Annotated in this window: 16 protein-coding genes, 1 other RNA gene and 1 pseudogene; 15 read left to right on the top strand and 3 right to left on the bottom strand. The window is 31.7% G+C overall.

The window, feature by feature from the left end; translation table 11 throughout:
• Positions 1 to 28: 28 nt before the first annotated feature.
• From BWZ22_RS02185 to BWZ22_RS02145, 10 genes and pseudogenes are all read left to right on the top strand, one after another.
• Complete coding sequence (locus BWZ22_RS02185; RefSeq protein ID WP_076697708.1) at positions 29 to 574, top strand: redoxin domain-containing protein; 546 nt, start codon at positions 29 to 31, stop codon at positions 572 to 574.
• A 6-nt stretch (positions 575 to 580) separates the two neighbouring features.
• Entirely contained in the window at positions 581 to 1,201 is a 621-nt protein-coding gene (locus BWZ22_RS02180) for a thioredoxin family protein (protein WP_076697707.1), read from the top strand.
• A 111-nt stretch (positions 1,202 to 1,312) separates the two neighbouring features.
• The gene (locus BWZ22_RS02175; protein ID WP_076697706.1) at positions 1,313 to 1,630 is read left to right on the top strand and encodes a rhodanese-like domain-containing protein; all 318 of its coding nucleotides are present in this window, start codon (positions 1,313 to 1,315) and stop codon (positions 1,628 to 1,630) included.
• Positions 1,631 to 1,632: 2 nt separating this feature from the next.
• Complete coding sequence (locus BWZ22_RS02170) at positions 1,633 to 2,025, top strand: rhodanese-like domain-containing protein (protein WP_076697705.1); 393 nt, start codon at positions 1,633 to 1,635, stop codon at positions 2,023 to 2,025.
• Between the two features lie 189 nt (positions 2,026 to 2,214).
• On the top strand, positions 2,215 to 2,484 hold the full coding sequence (locus BWZ22_RS02165; protein ID WP_076697704.1) for a hypothetical protein: 270 nt from the start codon (positions 2,215 to 2,217) through the stop codon (positions 2,482 to 2,484).
• Between the two features lie 178 nt (positions 2,485 to 2,662).
• On the top strand, positions 2,663 to 4,411 hold the full coding sequence (locus BWZ22_RS02160) for a hypothetical protein (protein WP_076697703.1): 1,749 nt from the start codon (positions 2,663 to 2,665) through the stop codon (positions 4,409 to 4,411).
• Positions 4,412 to 4,634: 223 nt separating this feature from the next.
• Entirely contained in the window at positions 4,635 to 4,802 is a 168-nt protein-coding gene (locus BWZ22_RS16565) for a hypothetical protein (RefSeq protein ID WP_157607882.1), read from the top strand.
• A gap of 33 nt (positions 4,803 to 4,835) precedes the next feature.
• Positions 4,836 to 4,985, top strand: coding sequence for a T9SS type A sorting domain-containing protein (locus tag BWZ22_RS17040; RefSeq protein WP_083692423.1), 150 nt, complete (start codon positions 4,836 to 4,838; stop codon positions 4,983 to 4,985).
• Positions 4,986 to 5,006: 21 nt separating this feature from the next.
• On the top strand, positions 5,007 to 7,925 hold the full coding sequence (locus tag BWZ22_RS02150; RefSeq protein WP_076697701.1) for an FAD-binding and (Fe-S)-binding domain-containing protein: 2,919 nt from the start codon (positions 5,007 to 5,009) through the stop codon (positions 7,923 to 7,925).
• Between the two features lie 59 nt (positions 7,926 to 7,984).
• Positions 7,985 to 8,203 (top strand): annotated as a pseudogene (locus BWZ22_RS02145) (glucosamine-6-phosphate deaminase); the annotation flags it as partial.
• Positions 8,204 to 8,303: 100 nt separating this feature from the next.
• On the opposite strand, the gene ssrA reads toward BWZ22_RS02145, so the two are convergent.
• From ssrA to BWZ22_RS02130, 3 genes are all read right to left on the bottom strand, one after another.
• Positions 8,304 to 8,696: a transfer-messenger RNA gene (gene ssrA, locus BWZ22_RS02140) on the bottom strand.
• A gap of 185 nt (positions 8,697 to 8,881) precedes the next feature.
• Positions 8,882 to 9,700, bottom strand: coding sequence for a 3-deoxy-8-phosphooctulonate synthase (kdsA, locus tag BWZ22_RS02135; RefSeq protein WP_076697700.1), 819 nt, complete (start codon positions 9,698 to 9,700; stop codon positions 8,882 to 8,884).
• Between the two features lie 34 nt (positions 9,701 to 9,734).
• Positions 9,735 to 10,094, bottom strand: a complete 360-nt coding sequence (locus BWZ22_RS02130) for a hypothetical protein (RefSeq protein ID WP_076697699.1) — start codon at positions 10,092 to 10,094, stop codon at positions 9,735 to 9,737.
• A gap of 163 nt (positions 10,095 to 10,257) precedes the next feature.
• On the opposite strand from BWZ22_RS02130, the gene typA reads away from it, so the two are divergent.
• The 5 genes from typA (at position 10,258) to BWZ22_RS02100 (ending at position 17,324) form a co-directional block, all read left to right on the top strand.
• Positions 10,258 to 12,057 (top strand): translational GTPase TypA, encoded by a 1,800-nt coding sequence (typA, locus tag BWZ22_RS02125; protein WP_076697698.1) that lies wholly within the window; start codon positions 10,258 to 10,260, stop codon positions 12,055 to 12,057.
• A gap of 384 nt (positions 12,058 to 12,441) precedes the next feature.
• Positions 12,442 to 13,740, top strand: coding sequence for an O-antigen translocase (locus BWZ22_RS02115; protein ID WP_076697696.1), 1,299 nt, complete (start codon positions 12,442 to 12,444; stop codon positions 13,738 to 13,740).
• A 14-nt stretch (positions 13,741 to 13,754) separates the two neighbouring features.
• Complete coding sequence (locus tag BWZ22_RS02110) at positions 13,755 to 14,729, top strand: GNAT family N-acetyltransferase (protein WP_076697695.1); 975 nt, start codon at positions 13,755 to 13,757, stop codon at positions 14,727 to 14,729.
• Positions 14,726 to 15,829, top strand: coding sequence for a DegT/DnrJ/EryC1/StrS aminotransferase family protein (locus BWZ22_RS02105; protein ID WP_076697694.1), 1,104 nt, complete (start codon positions 14,726 to 14,728; stop codon positions 15,827 to 15,829). Before BWZ22_RS02110 ends, BWZ22_RS02105 begins: the two co-directional genes overlap by 4 nt.
• Positions 15,830 to 15,833: 4 nt before the next feature.
• Positions 15,834 to 17,324, top strand: a complete 1,491-nt coding sequence (locus BWZ22_RS02100) for an oligosaccharide flippase family protein (RefSeq protein WP_198027640.1) — start codon at positions 15,834 to 15,836, stop codon at positions 17,322 to 17,324.
• Positions 17,325 to 17,380: the final 56 nt, after the last annotated feature.

The raw sequence follows: 17,380 nt of genomic DNA, 5'->3' as shown, positions 1-17,380 counted from the left end.
TAAAGAGCCAATCTTTATTTTTACGTTTATGAAAACAAAACTATTATTTGTTGCTATTTTAATAATGGCAAGCTGTAACAATAACAATAAAGACAGTAAAACTAGTTTAACTGTAAAGGAAACTACAGAAAAAGAAGTTGTAAATAAAGGAGGAGACGATTTAGAAATTTATGATTTTAATGGTCTGCAACCGTTATTAAATAAAACAGATGATACAGTTTATGTAATAAACTTTTGGGCTACTTGGTGTGCGCCATGTGTAAAAGAGTTGCCTTATTTTGAAGACTTGTATGCAAATTATAAAGATGACAATGTAGAAGTTATATTGGTTAGTTTAGATTTTCCACATCAATTTGAAACTAAGTTAAAACCATTTATAAAAAAGAATAAGTTACAAGCCAAAGTAGTTGTTTTAGATGATGTAGATTCTAACAGCTGGATACCAAAAGTAAATAAAGATTGGTCTGGATCTATACCAGCAACTATTATTTACAAAAATGATAAGCGAAGTTTCTTTGAAAAATCGTTTACATACAATGAATTAGAAAATGAACTTAAAAAATTTTTAAACTAAAAAAAGATGAACAAAACACTTAAATTTTTCACTGTAGCCTTTGTAGCTTTAGTAGCAGTAGCTTTTACAGTACCTAATAACAATGTAGGTGATGGCTATAAAATTGGAGATATAGCCGAAGATTTTTCATTAAAAAACATTGATGGAAAAATGGTATCACTTTCAGATTACAAAGACGCTAAGGGCTTCATTATTACTTTTACTTGTAATACCTGCCCATATGCAGTTATGTACGAGGACCGTATTATTGAATTAGATAAAAAATATGCGCCAAAAGGATACCCGGTTATTGCAATTATGCCAAATAACACTTCTATTAAACCAGGTGATAATTTAGAAGCCATGAAAAAGCGAGCAGCAAGTAAAGGTTTTACATTTCCTTATTTAATAGATGCTAAACAAGAGGTTTTTCCAAAATTTGGAGCTACTAAAACACCACATATTTTTGTTTTAGATAAAAAAGAAAGTGGTTTAGTTGTTGAGTATATTGGAGCTATTGATGATAATTACAAAGATGCATCAGCAGTTAAAACTAAATATGTTGAAGATGCTGTAGATGCATTAATTAAAGGAGAAGAAGTTCCTCTAAAAGAAACCAGAGCTATTGGTTGTTCAATAAAGGTTTAAAATAAAATTCAATTCAATAAATATGAAATCTGAGGTACAATGCTTCAGATTTTTTTCGTCTATAATGATTAGAAGTACTAATTTTGCCAAATCAATAATAAAAAATAATAAATGGAAGATTTAACACAAGAAGAATGGGCAGAACAATTAGCAAATGATGATAATGCTGTTGTATTAGATGTAAGAACAAATGCCGAAGTAGCTGAAGGAATTATTCCTAATGCCATACATATAGATTTTTATTTAGGTGATGAGTTTGTAGATAAAGTTGACCAATTAGATAAAAGTAAAAACTACTATGTGTATTGTAGGTCGGGTAATAGAAGCGGACAAGCTTGTGCTATTATGGAAGAACTAGGTTTTGAGAATGCCTATAACCTTGAAGGTGGTATGTTAGAATGGGCAGGAGAAGTAGTTGATAAAGAATAAGAATGAAAAAATACATCATACTCAGTGGCGTTATTTTTTTTATGTCTTTCTTTAATTGTAAAGGTGGGACAAAAAATAGCGCCATTAATATTTCTCCCAATGATTTGTATACAGCACTTCAAACAGATAGTATTCAATTAATTGATGTTAGAACCCCTAAAGAATATCAGGCTGGTTTTATAAAAACGGCACAAAATATTGATTATAAATCATCAAATTTTAGCACTAATATAGAGGCTTTAAACAAACAAAAACCAGTATACATTTATTGTAGATCTGGTAAGAGAAGTGAAAAAAGTATTAAAATATTTCAGGAAGCTGGATTTGAAAAAATATATAACCTTGAAGGAGGAATACTTAATTGGAAACAAAAAGGATTAGACATCTTTAAGTGATAATATTATTAAGTAGATGTCTTGTAACTCATCTAGGTTTTAACTTTCATCTTTTTTTTAAGTACTTCATCTTTTTAATTTTAAAGTACTTACCTCTTTATTTATCTTTATATAAAGTTTAGCTTTTTCTTAAAATTTTAAGATTAAAGTAGGTTTAAATTTTGTTGAATTAATAGCACAAAAAAAGTTATGGATAACGGTTATATTATTTTGGGGATAATAGCCTTACTGTTTTTAAGTATGTATGGCTTTGCTTATTTTTCTGTTGCAATGGAAAAAATTAAGCAAAAGAAAGCTCAGAAAAAAGAGTTGGAGTTAGAAGAAATTAGAAGAAAACAGCGCGCTGAAAACCAAAAAATTAGAGAAGAAAAACTTCGAAAGTTTAATGAGCGAAAAGAAGAAATTCAAAGAGAACTAAGGCTTCTAGAAAAAATGAAGCTAAAACAAAAAGTTAGTTAACCAACTAATTTCTTGCTTAAAGAATATTGCCCATATAGTATTATATGGGTTTTTTGTATAAAAATATAATGATTTAAAACTCCTATTCTTTAGTATATTTTATAATTTTATTGCCCCAAAATTCTATTACATAAACTAACTAAAATACGTTTGAGATTTATCAAATGGGTTTTGTATTATGGTTAAAAATCTTTCTTTTTTTATAATTGTATTTGTTTTTTGCTCAAATCTATTTGCGCAAGAGGTAAGTATTTCTACACGCTTTTCTCAAGATGGAACTATATACAAAAACATCAATAAAAGTATAAATGAACTCATTCAGCCTCTAACAAGTTTTAAAGAAGGTCAGAAATGTATTGTTTTAGATTACCTTGGAAACGATAATTATAAGGTACAATTTAAAGATGATATTGGTCTTGTAACCATTGAAGACCTTGTTGTAAATGAAGAAATTGAAGACCTATATTTTGATTTTCAAGAAAAAGAAAGAGAGCGAAGAAAAAAAGAGGAGGAAGCAAGGAGGAAAAGAATTTATGAGATTGTAAATAAAGAAAAGATTGAAAAAGAAAAGGCAGAACAACGTCGTTTAGATTCCATAGCCAAAGCCGAAGAATCAGCCAGATTAGAAAAACAAAGGTTAGAGGCAGAAGCACGCAAACGAGCAGCCGCTATACGTGAGCAACGTCGTTTAGATTCCATAGCTAAAGCCGAAGAATCAGCCAGATTAGAAAAGCAAAGGTTAGAGGCAGAAGCTCGCAAACGAGCAGCCGCTTTACGTGAACAACGTCGTTTAGATTCTATAGCTAAAGCCGAAGAATCAGCCAGATTAGAAAAACAAAGGTTAGAAGCAGAAGCTCGCAAACGAGCAGCCGCTATACGTGAGCAACGTCGTTTAGATTCTATTGCCAAAGCCGAAGAATCAGCCAGATTAGAAAAGCAAAGGTTAGAGGCAGAAGCTCGCAAACGAGCAGCCGCTATACGTGAGCAACGTCGTTTAGATTCCATAGCTAAAGCCGAAGAATCAGCCAGATTAGAAAAACAAAGGTTAGAGGCAGAAGCACGCAAACGAGCAGCCGCTTTACGTGAACAACGTCGTTTAGATTCTATTGCCAAAGCCGAAGAAGCAGCTAGATTAGAAAAGCAAAGGTTAGAGGCAGAAGCTCGCAAACGAGCAGCCGCTATACGTGAGCAACGTCGTTTAGATTCCATAGCTAAAGCCGAAGAATCAGCCAGATTAGAAAAACAAAGGTTAGAAGAAGCTCGCAAACGAGCAGCTGCTTTACGCGAACAACGTCGTTTAGATTCTATAGCTAAAGCCGAAGAATCAGCCAGATTAGAAAAACAAAGGTTAGAAGAAGCTCGCAAACGAGCAGCTGCTTTACGCGAACAACGTCGTTTAGATTCCATTGCCAAAGCTAAAGAAGCAGAACAAAAGCGTATTGCGTTAGAAAAAAAGCAACCCAAAGAGAAAAAGAAGATTGATATTAAGGCTTTAGAAAGACAAAAATTTAGAAGAACTTGTCATTATGCAATGAATGAGTTTGATTATATATCTCAAGAAAAAATCATTTTAACTAAAAAGTATAACCTAAGTAAAAACTTATCAGTAGAGCTTTATAAAAAAGGAGGAAAGGTAGATGTTTTCTTTAACTCTAGTTTAAATTTAGGGTGTGTTAGTGGTTATTCAAGTAAAAAATCTTATGTTAAAGTACAATTAACAAACAATAAGGTTGTTACTTTTTACCATACTTATGGTACAAATTGTAGTGATTTTGAGTTTAAAGGAAGTTTGTCTAAAGAGCAAATGACAGTTTTAAAAAGTGCTCCTATTAAATCTGTTCTTTTAAAAGGTACGGAGGGCTCAAGTGAAATATCAAATATAGATTATAAAGAATTTTTTTTAGATAAATTAAAATGTGTAGAGTAAAAGATTTAAATAGAATTGTGTTTTAGATATTATTCTTTTCATAATCGGCAACAATTTCTTCAGAAGGCTCTACCCGATACAGAGATACGGCTACAGAAGCAGATATTCATGGGGCTTTATTTGGAATTTAGATTTTCAGTCGCCTTGGTATGTATGGAACGACGGCACTAACTGGAATCAGGTTTGGGCCGATAATGAGTTGAGTATATCGAAAAAGTTTGATTTGGCTATAGAAAACAACTCGGGCGGAGTAGGTATGTGGGGGTTAAATTATGATGGAGACCGTCCCGAATTATGGGAGTTGATAAACACAAAATTTGGGATAACAGCAGGGGTAGATGAGGTTGGTAACAACCTTGCTAAAATATTTACAAATCCAGCCAAAATGTAGTGACAATTTCAAGTTTAAATGATTCTAACCTAACTGTATGGTATTACAGGAAAATTAATAAAAGAAATACATTCTAGTAGTCAAAATATTAATGTAAATTACCTAGAAAAAGGTATATATTTTTTTAAAGTAGAAAATGCGCAAGGGCAAAAAGAATCATTCAAAATTTTAAAATCAAATTAAAGAAATTAACCGTTGTAATCAATGAAAAGCACTATAAAACAGTCTTTGAGCGAACTGGTCCATGTTTTAGAGGGGGAAGTTTTTCAAGACCATTTGCACAAAAGCATTTATGCAACCGATGCTTCTGTTTATAGAAAAATACCTTTGGGGGTAGCCTATCCTAAACACAGTCAAGATTTAAAAAAAATAATTCACTTTGCTTCAAAGAATAATATGACCCTTATTCCTAGAGCAGCAGGTACTTCTTTGGCAGGACAATGTGTAGGTGATGGCTTGGTGGTCGATATTTCAAAACACTTTAGAAGCATTTTAAATTTTAATGAAAAACATAAAACGGTTACGGTTCAACCGGGGGTAATCCGGGACGAATTAAATAATTATTTAAAACCTTATGGCCTTTTTTTTGCACCCAACACCTCTACAAGTAACAGGTGTACAATAGGAGGTATGGTAGGTAACAATTCTTCGGGAACAACATCGATTAAATACGGGGTTACCCGAGATAAGGTTATAGAGCTGAAAACGATTTTAAGTGATGGTTCGGAAGCTGTTTTTAAAGAATTGTCTGCAGACGATTTCCATAAAAAAAGAAAAGGAGGGTTTTTGGAAAATAAAATTTACAGCACGGTCTTTAAAGAACTGTCGGACAAAGACACCCAGCAGGAAATAAAAAAGGAATTTCCAAAAAAGAATATACACCGCAGGAACAATGGCTATCCTATTGATGAGTTATTGAAGTTTAAAGAATTTGGAGGTTCTAGAAGAACTATAAATTTAGCAAAGCTTTTAACAGGTAGTGAAGGTACACTGGCTTTTACAACCGAAATTACCTTGCAATTGGATGAGTTGCCCCCACAAAAAAATATCCTGGTGGCAGCCCATTTTAATAGCATAGAAGAAAGTATGAAAGCGGTGGTTGTGGCCATGCAACATAATTTGTACACCTGTGAGTTAATGGACAAAACTATTTTAGATTGTACCAAAAACAATAGGGAACAACTAAAAAACAGGTTTTTTGTCGAAGGCGACCCCAAGGCTATATTAATGCTTGAAATTTGTTCAGATAGCGAAGAAGAAGCCGAAGTATTGGCCAACCGGTTGATCTTAGATTTAGAAACTAATAAACTGGGCTATGCTTATCCTAAGCTAATAGGAAATCAAATAAACCAAGCAGCCGAACTAAGAAGAGCTGGTCTAGGCTTGTTGGGAAACATAGTGGGCGATAAGAAAGCGGTTGCCTGTATTGAAGATACAGCGGTCGATGTAAAGGATTTACCAGATTATATTGCCGAATTTTCCAAAATGATGGAAGATTTTGGCCAAGAAGCAGTGTACTATGCTCATGCCGGGGCGGGCGAACTGCACCTAAGGCCAATCCTAAATTTAAAAAAACAACAAGATGTTGCGTTGTTTAGGGAAATTACCACTAAAACAGCAGAACTTGTAAAAAAATACGGAGGCTCCTTTAGTGGAGAGCACGGAGATGGTATTGTTAGGGCCGAGTTTATTCCGTTAATGATCGGCGAAAAAAACTATGCGCTTATCAAACGAATTAAAAAAACATTCGATCCCAACAATATTTTTAACCAATGGAAAATTGTAAATGCCTTCCCTATGGATAAAAGTCTTAGGTATGAAGTGGATAGAAAAGAACCTGCCATTGAAACGTTCCAGGATTTTTCAGATAGTTTGGGAATTCTTAGGGCTACCGAAAAATGTAACGGTTCTGGTGATTGCAGAAAGCTTCCCAGTGCCGGAGGTACTATGTGCCCTAGCTATAGGGCAACGCTAAACGAAAAAGACACAACAAGGGCAAGAGCTAATGCTTTAAGGGAGTTCTTGACAAATTCAGAAAAGAAAAATAAATTCAATCATAAAGAATTATATGATGTTTTCGATTTGTGTTTAAGTTGTAAAGCTTGTGCTAGTGAATGTCCTAGTAATGTCGATGTTGCAACCCTAAAAGCAGAATTCTTGTACCAATATTACAAAGAAAACGGTATTCCTTTTAGAACAAGAATTTTTGCCAATAACGTTAAGCTAAACAAGTTGGGAAGTATGATGCCTTCTCTTTCTAATTGGGCGTTAAGTACTAAAATGGCTAAAAAGATCCTGGGAGTAGCCACAGAAAGAAGCATCCCTAGATTAGCTAATAAAACATTTTTTAATTGGTACGAAAAAAATAAAAACAGGTTGTCTTCTAAACCTAAATCTCAAGGGGAAATGTTTCTGTTTGTAGATGAGTTTACCAATTACTACGATGTGAATATAGGTATTGATTGTATAGAACTTTTAACAGATTTAGGGTATAAGGTCAATGTAACGCAGCACGAAGAAAGTGGAAGGGGCTTTATGTCAAAGGGAATCCTGGATAAAGCTAAAAAAGTAGCAGATTTTAACATAGGCTTTTTTAAAGGCAAAATTTCAGAAGAAAGCCCGTTGGTAGGTATAGAACCATCAGCTATTTTAACGTTTAGGGACGAATATCCTAGGTTGGCAGATAATAAAGAGGCGGCCAATACCATTGCAAAACACACATTTACCATAGAAGAGTTTATAAAACGGGAGTTTGATAAAAACCATATAACTCCCCAACGTTTTACAAACCGCTCTAAAACCTTAAAAATCCATGGGCATTGCCAGCAGAAATCATTGAGCAATATAAAATCAACCTTCAAGATGCTTACCATACCCGAAAATTATAAAGCAACCATCATTAATTCGGGGTGCTGCGGTATGGCAGGTTCTTTTGGTTATGAAAGAGAACATTACGAAATGAGTATGAAAGTAGGCGAAGATACTTTGTTTCCCAAAATAAGAAACACCAATGAGGAGGTTGTTATTGTGGCTGCAGGTACCAGTTGCAGGCACCAAATTAAAGATGGAACCAGCAAACAATCAAAACACCCTGTGAGTGTTTTGCGAGAAGCTTTATTGTAAAAAAATAAAAAGAAATCAGACTTTGGGTAGTATGCCAGTAGCAGATAATGAAGTATTAAGATTTGCTAGTACCAATGGGTCCAGACCAAGTATTGGAAAAACGTCAGGCCATATTCAAGCACCAATCGCAAAAGGATGGTGTTGTGTTTCAAGGAACCGATAGTAGAGAGTTTTGGCAACGCGCCGAAGACCGCAACAGTGAAACAGCCAATATATACCACCAATTAGGTTTAGCGCATTACGCTGCTATGGAGGCTTTTGTGAGATGGCATTATTAAAACCCTTTAGAATTTTGATTAATAGCTAATTATTATGTGTAAATGATTTAGGAAATAAAAAAAGAGGACAATTTTCAAAGATTTTCAAAATTGTCCTCTCAAGTGGAGTCGGAGAGAATCGAACTCTCGTCCAAACAAGTAACCAAAGGGCTTTCTACACGTTTAGTTTTTACTTAATTTTCGATAATAAGCCGGCTAAAAACTACCTACTTATTACTTAGCTTCTAAATCTCGAAAAGGTATCGAAGCTCTACCTAATCTTGGTTAATATTTACGATGCCTCTAAAAAGAACGCCATTAACCAAGGCTTTCTGGAGACATTTAGCTTGCACACCTTGTGTGCCGAGGCTAATCCTACTGTAATTCAGATTAAGCAGCTAAAGCGTAATTATTTTCGCCGTTTAAAGTTTGATTTAGCCTTTTAGGTGTTTCAAAATCATTACACCACGTGCTTACCGTTTAATTAATCTTGCTGTCAAAACCAGTCGACCCCATTAATACATAGTAAGATTTAAATGTTTTTTTGGCGTTACCCTATCGGGTCAGGCTTTCGGTAGTCGCTCTTTTCAAGGAGCTCCAACAAATACCTCAATCCTTAACGCAGAGGGCAAAGGTATTAAACTTTCAAATTTGTTCCTAATACAATTTTAATACAGCAAAAAATGTTCCAAAATAGTACTACAAATTAATAATAGTTTTTCTTATAGCTACCAAGTTAGTTAATAGTTTTTCCAAATTATCTAAGTGTAACATGTTAGCACCATCACTTTTGGCGTTAGCAGGATTAAAATGAGTTTCAATAAATAAACCATCAACATTATTAACAATACCCGCTCTTGCAATAGTTTCAATCATTTCTGGTCTTCCGCCAGTAACACCAGCACTTTGGTTTGGTTGTTGTAAAGAATGGGTAACGTCTAAAATTGTTGGAGCATATTGGCGCATGGTAGGAATACCTCTAAAATCTACAATCATGTCCTGGTAACCAAACATGGTACCTCTATCAGTTATCCACGCTTTATCACTACCAGAGTCTTTTACTTTTTGTACGGCGTGTTTCATGGCTTCCGGACTCATAAATTGTCCTTTTTTTAAATTCACTACTTTACCAGTTTTAGCAGCAGCAACTACCAAATCGGTTTGACGCACTAAAAATGCAGGGATTTGTAAAACATCAACATATTGAGCAGCTAAAGTAGCATCACTAACTTCATGAATATCAGTTACCGTAGGTACATCAAAAGTATTTGAAACTTTTTTAAGAATTTTTAAAGCTTTTTCATCGCCAATACCAGTAAAACTATCAATTCTGCTTCGGTTTGCTTTTTTAAAGCTACCTTTAAAAACATAAGGAATTTGTAATTTATTGGTAATAGTTACTACTTTTTCGGCAATTCTTAAAGCCATGTCTTCTCCTTCAATAGCACATGGGCCAGCTAATAAAAAGAAGTTGTTAGAATTAGTATGTTTAATCTTTGGGATATCTAAAAGATTCATTTGCTTAAAAAATTAAGCAACAAAGATAATCAATTTAAAAAGCGGTTTTTAAACTATTTCTTATAATCCAAGTAGCCATAAAAAAATTGGCTAAAACAAATAAGCCAGTATAAATTATTGCACTCAGCGTATTATGGTTATCAAATACAAAGCTAAAAACATCAGATAGATACACTAAAATTAAATATGAAGAAATACAAACAAATGTAATGCCTAGTATAAAGTTTAATTTATTATTGGGCTTAATAATTTGCCATAAAAAAGGAATGCCAAATAATAAAATGGGGAAAGCTGTTAAACCTTCGGTTTTGTTAATTTTAGTGAACCAATAAATTGTAATAGATATAAAATACAGATAGGGTACGTACTTTACGTATTTGTTAATTAGGGTCATAAAAATAAATTTTAGAAATTGAGAGTAAAATTGGTGGTTTAAATATAATAAACTTAACTTAAATACTTTAAGAAAAGTATTCAGCATTTTAAATTATAACATTTAATTAACTAAATGAGAAAATAAACGCTACCTTTGCACGCTTAATTTAAGGAGGCTCAGTATGAATACAATAAAAAACATTGCTATTATTGCACACGTAGACCACGGTAAAACTACTTTGGTTGATAAGATTATGTACCACTGTCAACTGTTTCGAGAAAATGAAAACACAGGCGATTTAATTCTTGATAATAACGATTTAGAACGCGAGCGTGGTATTACCATTACTTCAAAAAACGTTTCAGTAACCTATAAGGATACAAAAATTAATATAATTGATACACCTGGTCACGCCGATTTTGGAGGAGAAGTAGAACGTGTATTAAATATGGCAGACGGTGTTTTATTATTAGTTGATGCTTTTGAAGGCCCCATGCCACAAACCCGTTTTGTGTTACAAAAAGCTATTGATTTAGGATTAAAACCTTGTGTAGTTGTTAATAAAGTGGACAAGGAAAATTGTACGCCAGATGAAGTTCATGAGAAGGTGTTCGATTTAATGTTTGAATTAGGAGCAGAAGAATGGCAGCTAGATTTTCCAACCGTGTATGGTTCTGCCAAAAACAATTGGATGAGTGAAGATTGGCAAAAACCAACTGATAATATTGAGCCTTTATTAGAAATGGTTATAAAGCATATTCCTTCACCTAAAATTGAAGAAGGCACAACACAAATGCTTATCACATCATTAGATTTTTCATCATTTACAGGTAGAATTGCTATTGGTAGATTAACCAGAGGCGAGTTAAAAGTTGGTCAAAACATTTCTTTAGTAAAAAGAGATGGCAGTATTGTAAAATCTAAAATTAAGGAATTACACACTTTTGAAGGTTTAGGAAGAAAGAAAGTAGAAGCGGTGCAAGCTGGAGATATTTGTGCTATTGTTGGTCTTGAAGGATTTGAAATTGGTGATACTGTTGCCGATTGGGAAAACCCTGAAGGTTTAAAAACTATAGCCATAGATGAGCCTACCATGAGTATGTTGTTCACAATTAATGATTCTCCTTTCTTTGGAAAAGATGGAAAGTATGTAACATCGCGCCATATTAAAGAACGCTTAACTAAAGAGCTAGAAAAGAATTTAGCTTTACGAGTTGAAGAAACTGATAGTGCCGATAAGTTTATGGTATTTGGTAGAGGGGTATTACACTTATCTGTTTTAATAGAAACCATGCGTCGTGAAGGGTATGAATTACAGATTGGTCAGCCACAGGTTATTATTAAAGAAATAGACGGTGTAAAGTGCGAACCTGTTGAAGAAATGACCATTGATTTACCCGAAGAAGTATCAGGTAAAGCCATAGAAATGGTAACTATGCGAAAAGGAGAAATGTTGAGTATGGAGGCCAAAGGCGATAGAATGGTGTGCGAATTTGTTATTCCTTCACGTGGAATTATAGGGTTGCGTAATCAGTTATTAACGGCTACTGCAGGAGAAGCTATAATGGCGCATAGATTTAAAGAGTATCAACCTCTAAAAGGAGGTATTCCAGAACGTCAAAATGGTAGTTTAGTTTCTATGGAAAACGGAACAGCAATTCCTTATTCAATAGACAAGTTACAAGAAAGAGGTAAGTTTTTTATAGACCCAGGTGAAGATATTTATGAAGGACAGGTTATTGGAGAAAACTCTAGAGGAGATGATATGACGGTAAATGTTACTAAAACTAAAAAATTAAGTAATGTGCGTTCTGCTGGAGCCGATGATAAAGCAAAAATTGTTCCTGCTGTTAAGTTTTCATTAGAAGAAGCCTTAGAATACATTCAAAAAGATGAATACGTAGAGGTAACACCAAACCACTTACGATTAAGAAAAATATTTTTAAAAGAAGTTGAACGTAAACGAAATAAGTCTATCTAATGGAATTTTTAGGGGTTTCAATTGTTGAGTGGGTTGGGTATTTAGCTATGGCTACAGTGCTTTTATCATTCTTAATGAAATCTGTTATTAAGCTTAGAATGGTAAATTTATTAGGGTGTTTGTTCTTTGTTATTTATGGATTTATGCTTAGTCCAATTTCAAAACCTATAATAATAACTAATTCAGCAATTCTTATTATTAACTTATTTTACCTAGTGAAAAAAACAAAATAAAGGTAATCTAGTACACTTTATCTATTATAATAATTTAAAAGTATATTGATTTTGTATATTTGATTTTGTTCAAAATGAATTAGATAGACAAAGTTTTTAAATGAGAGAACTAAGTTGAGTGTATATTATTATAATAGGAAATTTGTATTAATTGAAAAAATTAATAGACTATATAAATAAGTTTGTACTAGTTAAAATAGCTTCTCTACAAACAGCATCTGTAATAACAAGAGTTATTGCAGGTTTGTTAACATCTAAAGCTATTGCTGTTTTTATAGGAGCAGAAGGGATGGCATTGATTGGAAATTTCCAAAACTTTGTAAGTTCATTTCAAACTATATCAATACTAGGGTTTTATAAAGGTGTTGTAAAATATATAGCCAAGTTTAAAGATGATGTTGCAGAGTTAAGTAAAACCATTTCTACGGTATTTTATACTGGTTTTATTGCAACTGTATTAGTGTCTGTAATTTGTTATTTCAATGCAGAATTAATTACAAGTATTATATTTCCTGAATACAACAACTACGCACTAGCCATTAAGGTTTTTGCTATAGTACTTCCTTTTTATGCTTTAAACATGTTTACCTTTTCTATAATGAATGGGTTTTCTAAGTATAAAATTTTAATTATAATAAATATTATTGGGCAGATTTTAAGCGTATCAGTAGCTCTATTATTAATTTATCAAGAGGCATTAAAAGGCGCTTTAATATCTGTAGCCATAGCAGAATCCTTAATATTCTTAATAACCTTGGTTGGTATTATAAACCGAAGAAGTTTAGTGCCTTTAATAAGTGTTAATAAATTTAGTTTTAGCTTTTTAAAGAAACTAAGACCGTATTCTATGATGGCACTTTTTTCGGCAGTTTTACTCCCGCTTGTAGCTATTGCTATTAGAAATTATATTATTGAAAATGTTGGCTATAAAGATGCTGGTTTTTGGGAAGCAATGACCAGAATATCTAAATATTATTTAATGTTCATTACATCATTAATGGCATTGTATATTCTACCCAGATTTACAGAAATAAATAATACTAAAGATTTTAGAAAAGAAGTTTTTGGATTTTACAAAACAGTAATGCCAATTTTAGCCTTTGGCTTATTAATAATATTTTTACTTAAACCATTAATTGTTTCGATAGTTTTTACAGAAGAGTTTAAACCTGTTGAAGATTTATTTTTATGGCAATTATTAGGAGATTTTGTTAAAGTACTTTCAATGGTTATTGCGTACCAATTCATTGCAAAAAAAATGTTTTGGCATTATATTTTAACAGAAACATTTTTAATAATTACGCTGTATTGCAGTAGTGTTTATTTTATTAACCATTTTGGGGTTAAAGGAGTAGTTATTGCACACTTTATAAGTTATTTAGTTTACTACGGCATTATTTTATCTATTTTTGGTAAATCGCTTTTTGGTTCTGTTAAAGAAAAAGCATAGCATAAAATTTTTACATGCAAGAATTTAGAATTGTTCAATATTCAAAAGAATATTTCCATGAATGGAATAACTTTATTCTAAACGCGAAAAATAGTACTTTCCTATTTAATAGAAATTTCATGGAATATCATCAAGATAGGTTTCAAGATTTTTCATTGTTGATTTTTAAAGAAAACAAGTTAAATGCTGTTTTACCTGCAAATAAAGTAGGTAGTACAGTTATATCTCATCAGGGCTTAAGTTATGGAGGCTTAGTATTTAATTCAGCATTAAAGTTTAACGTTGTAATAAAGATATTTACCCAAATATTATATTATTTAAAAACAGAGGGTATAGATAAATTTCAACTTAAAATATTACCTTCAATATATAGTAAATTACCAAATGATGAGTTACTATATTTAATGTTTTTAGTACAAGCAAAATTAATTAAAAGAGAAGCGCTTTCGGTGTTAAACTTAAAACAGAGAATTAAAATTTCAAACAATAGATTAGAAGGGTACAAGAGAGGAATTAAATATGGTTTAGAAATAAAAGAAGACGATAGTTTAGAGGCTTTTTGGAACACTATTTTAGTTCCAAATTTAAAAGAAAAACATAAGGCTAGTCCTGTTCATTCTTTAGAAGAAATAAATCAATTAAAAATTAAATTTCCAGATAATATAAAACAGTATAATGTATATTACAATGAAAAAATAGTAGCAGGAACTACGTTGTTTATAACTGAAAATACTGTGCGAACCCAATATATTTCTGGTAATTCTGAAAATAATAAATTAGGAAGTATAGACTTTATGTTTGTTAATATAATAGAAAAGTTTAAGAATAAATATTTTTTAGATTTAGGAGCATCAAATACCAATAATGGGAAACAAATAAATACTGGGTTACAATATTGGAAAGAAGGCTTAGGAGCCAGAACTGTTGCACAAGATTTTTATGAAATTGAGACCAAAAATCATAAATTACTAAAACAAGTTATGATATGATTAAGTTCTTAGATTTACATAAGATAAACAAACGGTTTGAAACCCAATTTCAAGATAAATTTCAACAATTCTTAAATTCAGGTAACTATGTTTTAGGTTCTGAAGTAGATTTATTTGAAAAAGAATTTGCAACTTATTGTGGAACAAAACATTGCATAGGGGTTAGTTCTGGTTTAGATGCACTACATTTAATTTTAGACGCATATAAAATATTAGGAAAGTTAACTGAAGGAGATGAGGTTATAGTACCTGCTAACACCTATATAGCTACAATTTTAGCAGTTTCTCATAAAGGGTTAAAACCAATTTTAGTGGAGCCTAATTTGCAAACTTATAACATAGATACATCAAAGATAGAAAGTGTTATTTCACATAAAACTAAAGCCATTTTAGGAGTTCATTTATATGGCTATTTATATAATGTAAAAGAATTAGAAAGAATTTCTAAAAAGCATAATCTATTATTAATAGAAGATGCAGCCCAATCTCATGGGGCAGTTAATTCAGACGGTAGAAAAGCTGGAAATGTTTCAATCGCAGCAGCTTTTAGTTTTTATCCTACAAAAAATCTAGGAGCCTTAGGAGAAGCAGGAGCCATTACAACAAATGATACTGAATTAGCCAAAGTTGTTTATAAATTAAGAAACTATGGACGCAAAACGTCTTATGAAAATGATTATAAAGGCTATAATTGCAGATTAGATGAAATTCAAGCAGCCTTTTTAAGAGTTAAGTTAAACTATCTTGATGACGACAATAAAAGAAGACAAGAAAATGCTAAATACTATTTAAGCAACATAAATTCAGAAAATATTGTTTTGCCGTATTTTAAAAATTTAAAAGAGCACGTGTTTCATTTATTTGTTGTTAGATCTAAAACCAGAGATGCTTTAAAGGATTACCTTTTTAAAAACGGCATTGAAACATTTATACATTATCCAATACCAACTCACAAACAAAACGCTTATAAAGAGTTTAATAAAGAAAACTATCCTATAACAGAGCAAATACATCAAGAAGTTTTAAGTTTACCAATAAATCAGCTATTAGAGGCTCAAGAAGTTGAAAAAATAGTTGAAGTTATTTCAAATTTTAAATAGTTTTTTGAACGAGAATAAAAACTCATATAAACAAATATTAAAAGCCACAACGTTATTTGGTGGAGTACAGGTTTATAATATTTTATTGTCTGTTATAAAAACTAAAGTAGTAGCTGTTTTAATAGGTGCAAATGGTTTGGGTATTTTAGGGCTATTTAACACCACTATTAGGTTAGTAGTTGATATAACTAAAGTTGGCTTAGATACTAGTGCTGTTAAAGAATTATCAGAGTTAAATTCTCAGAAGGGAATAAGTGAGGTTTCAGACTTTATATCGGTTTTAAATAAAGTTATTTGGGTTACGGGAATTTTAGGAGCAATTTTAGTAGTGTGTTTTTCAAAGCTACTAAGTATTTGGACTTTTGGGCATGATACATACACTATTCATTTTATTTGGCTAGGAATAGCTATTATATTCAGTCAACTTACAAATGGGAAAAAGGCTATATTACAAGGGACTCATCAGCTAAAAAAACTTGCAAAGGCAAATTTATTAGGTAGCTCTGTAGCGTTGATAATTTCCCTGCCTATTTATTATTATTTTAAGGTAGAGGGCATTGTACCTGCTATAATAGCCAGTTTTGTAATAACATATTTGGTGTTTTTAATGTATTCTAAAACAAATAAAACACAGGCAATTAAGCACAGTTTTTTTGAGGTTTACCAAAAAAGTAAAGCTATGTTTTCATTAGGTTTAACAATGAGTTTTACTTCTATTGTAGGGGCTTTAACTTTATGGTTAATTCAGATTTACATTAGAAATGAAGGTGGTGTTGAAGAGGTAGGGTTTTATAGTGCGGGCTTAGTAATTATAAATTCTTATGTAGGCATGGTTTTTAATGCTATGTCAACAGATTACTTTCCTAGGCTTTCTGCAATAAATAAAGATAATATTAAAGTTAAAGAAGTAGTAAATAAGCAAGCTAATATTGCTGTTTTAATAATAACTCCTATAATACTATTGTTTTTAACTTTTGATTTTTTAGTCATTAGAATATTATATACAAAGGAATTTCTAGTTATTTTAGGTTTAGTAACATTTGGGGTTTTAGGAACTTTATTTAAAGCTGTTTCTTTTTCTATTGGTTATGTAATTATAGCAAAAGGAGATTCAAAAATCTTTATAAAAACAAGTTTGTTTTTTAATACTTTATTATTTTTAATATGTGCGTTATCTTATAATTATGGGGGGCTTAAAGGTCTAGGAATTGGTTTATTATTGCATTATGTTATACACTTTACTGTTTTAAAAATATTAACCTATTATTTATATAACTTAACTTTAAATAAAGCATTTTATAAAACATTTTTATTTTGCGCTACGTTGTGTTTTTTAGGGTTTTTAGGAACGCTTATAGATTATAAATACATTCGGTTTTTAGTAATGGTTTTAATTGTTGCAATTTCAGTTATATTTACCATTAAGGAGTTTAATAAACAGATGAATTTAAAGGAAATATTACTTAAATTTTTAAAGATTAAAAAAAATAAATAGGCGATATGTTTGGGCTTGGAATAAAAAGAAAGGTTAAGTTTTTTATTAAAGTAAAT

The organism is Seonamhaeicola sp. S2-3, assembly GCF_001971785.1.
Lineage (GTDB): Bacteria > Bacteroidota > Bacteroidia > Flavobacteriales > Flavobacteriaceae > Seonamhaeicola.
Note: the sequence above shows the minus strand (reverse complement) of the source record. Positions and strands in the feature narration are given on the sequence as shown.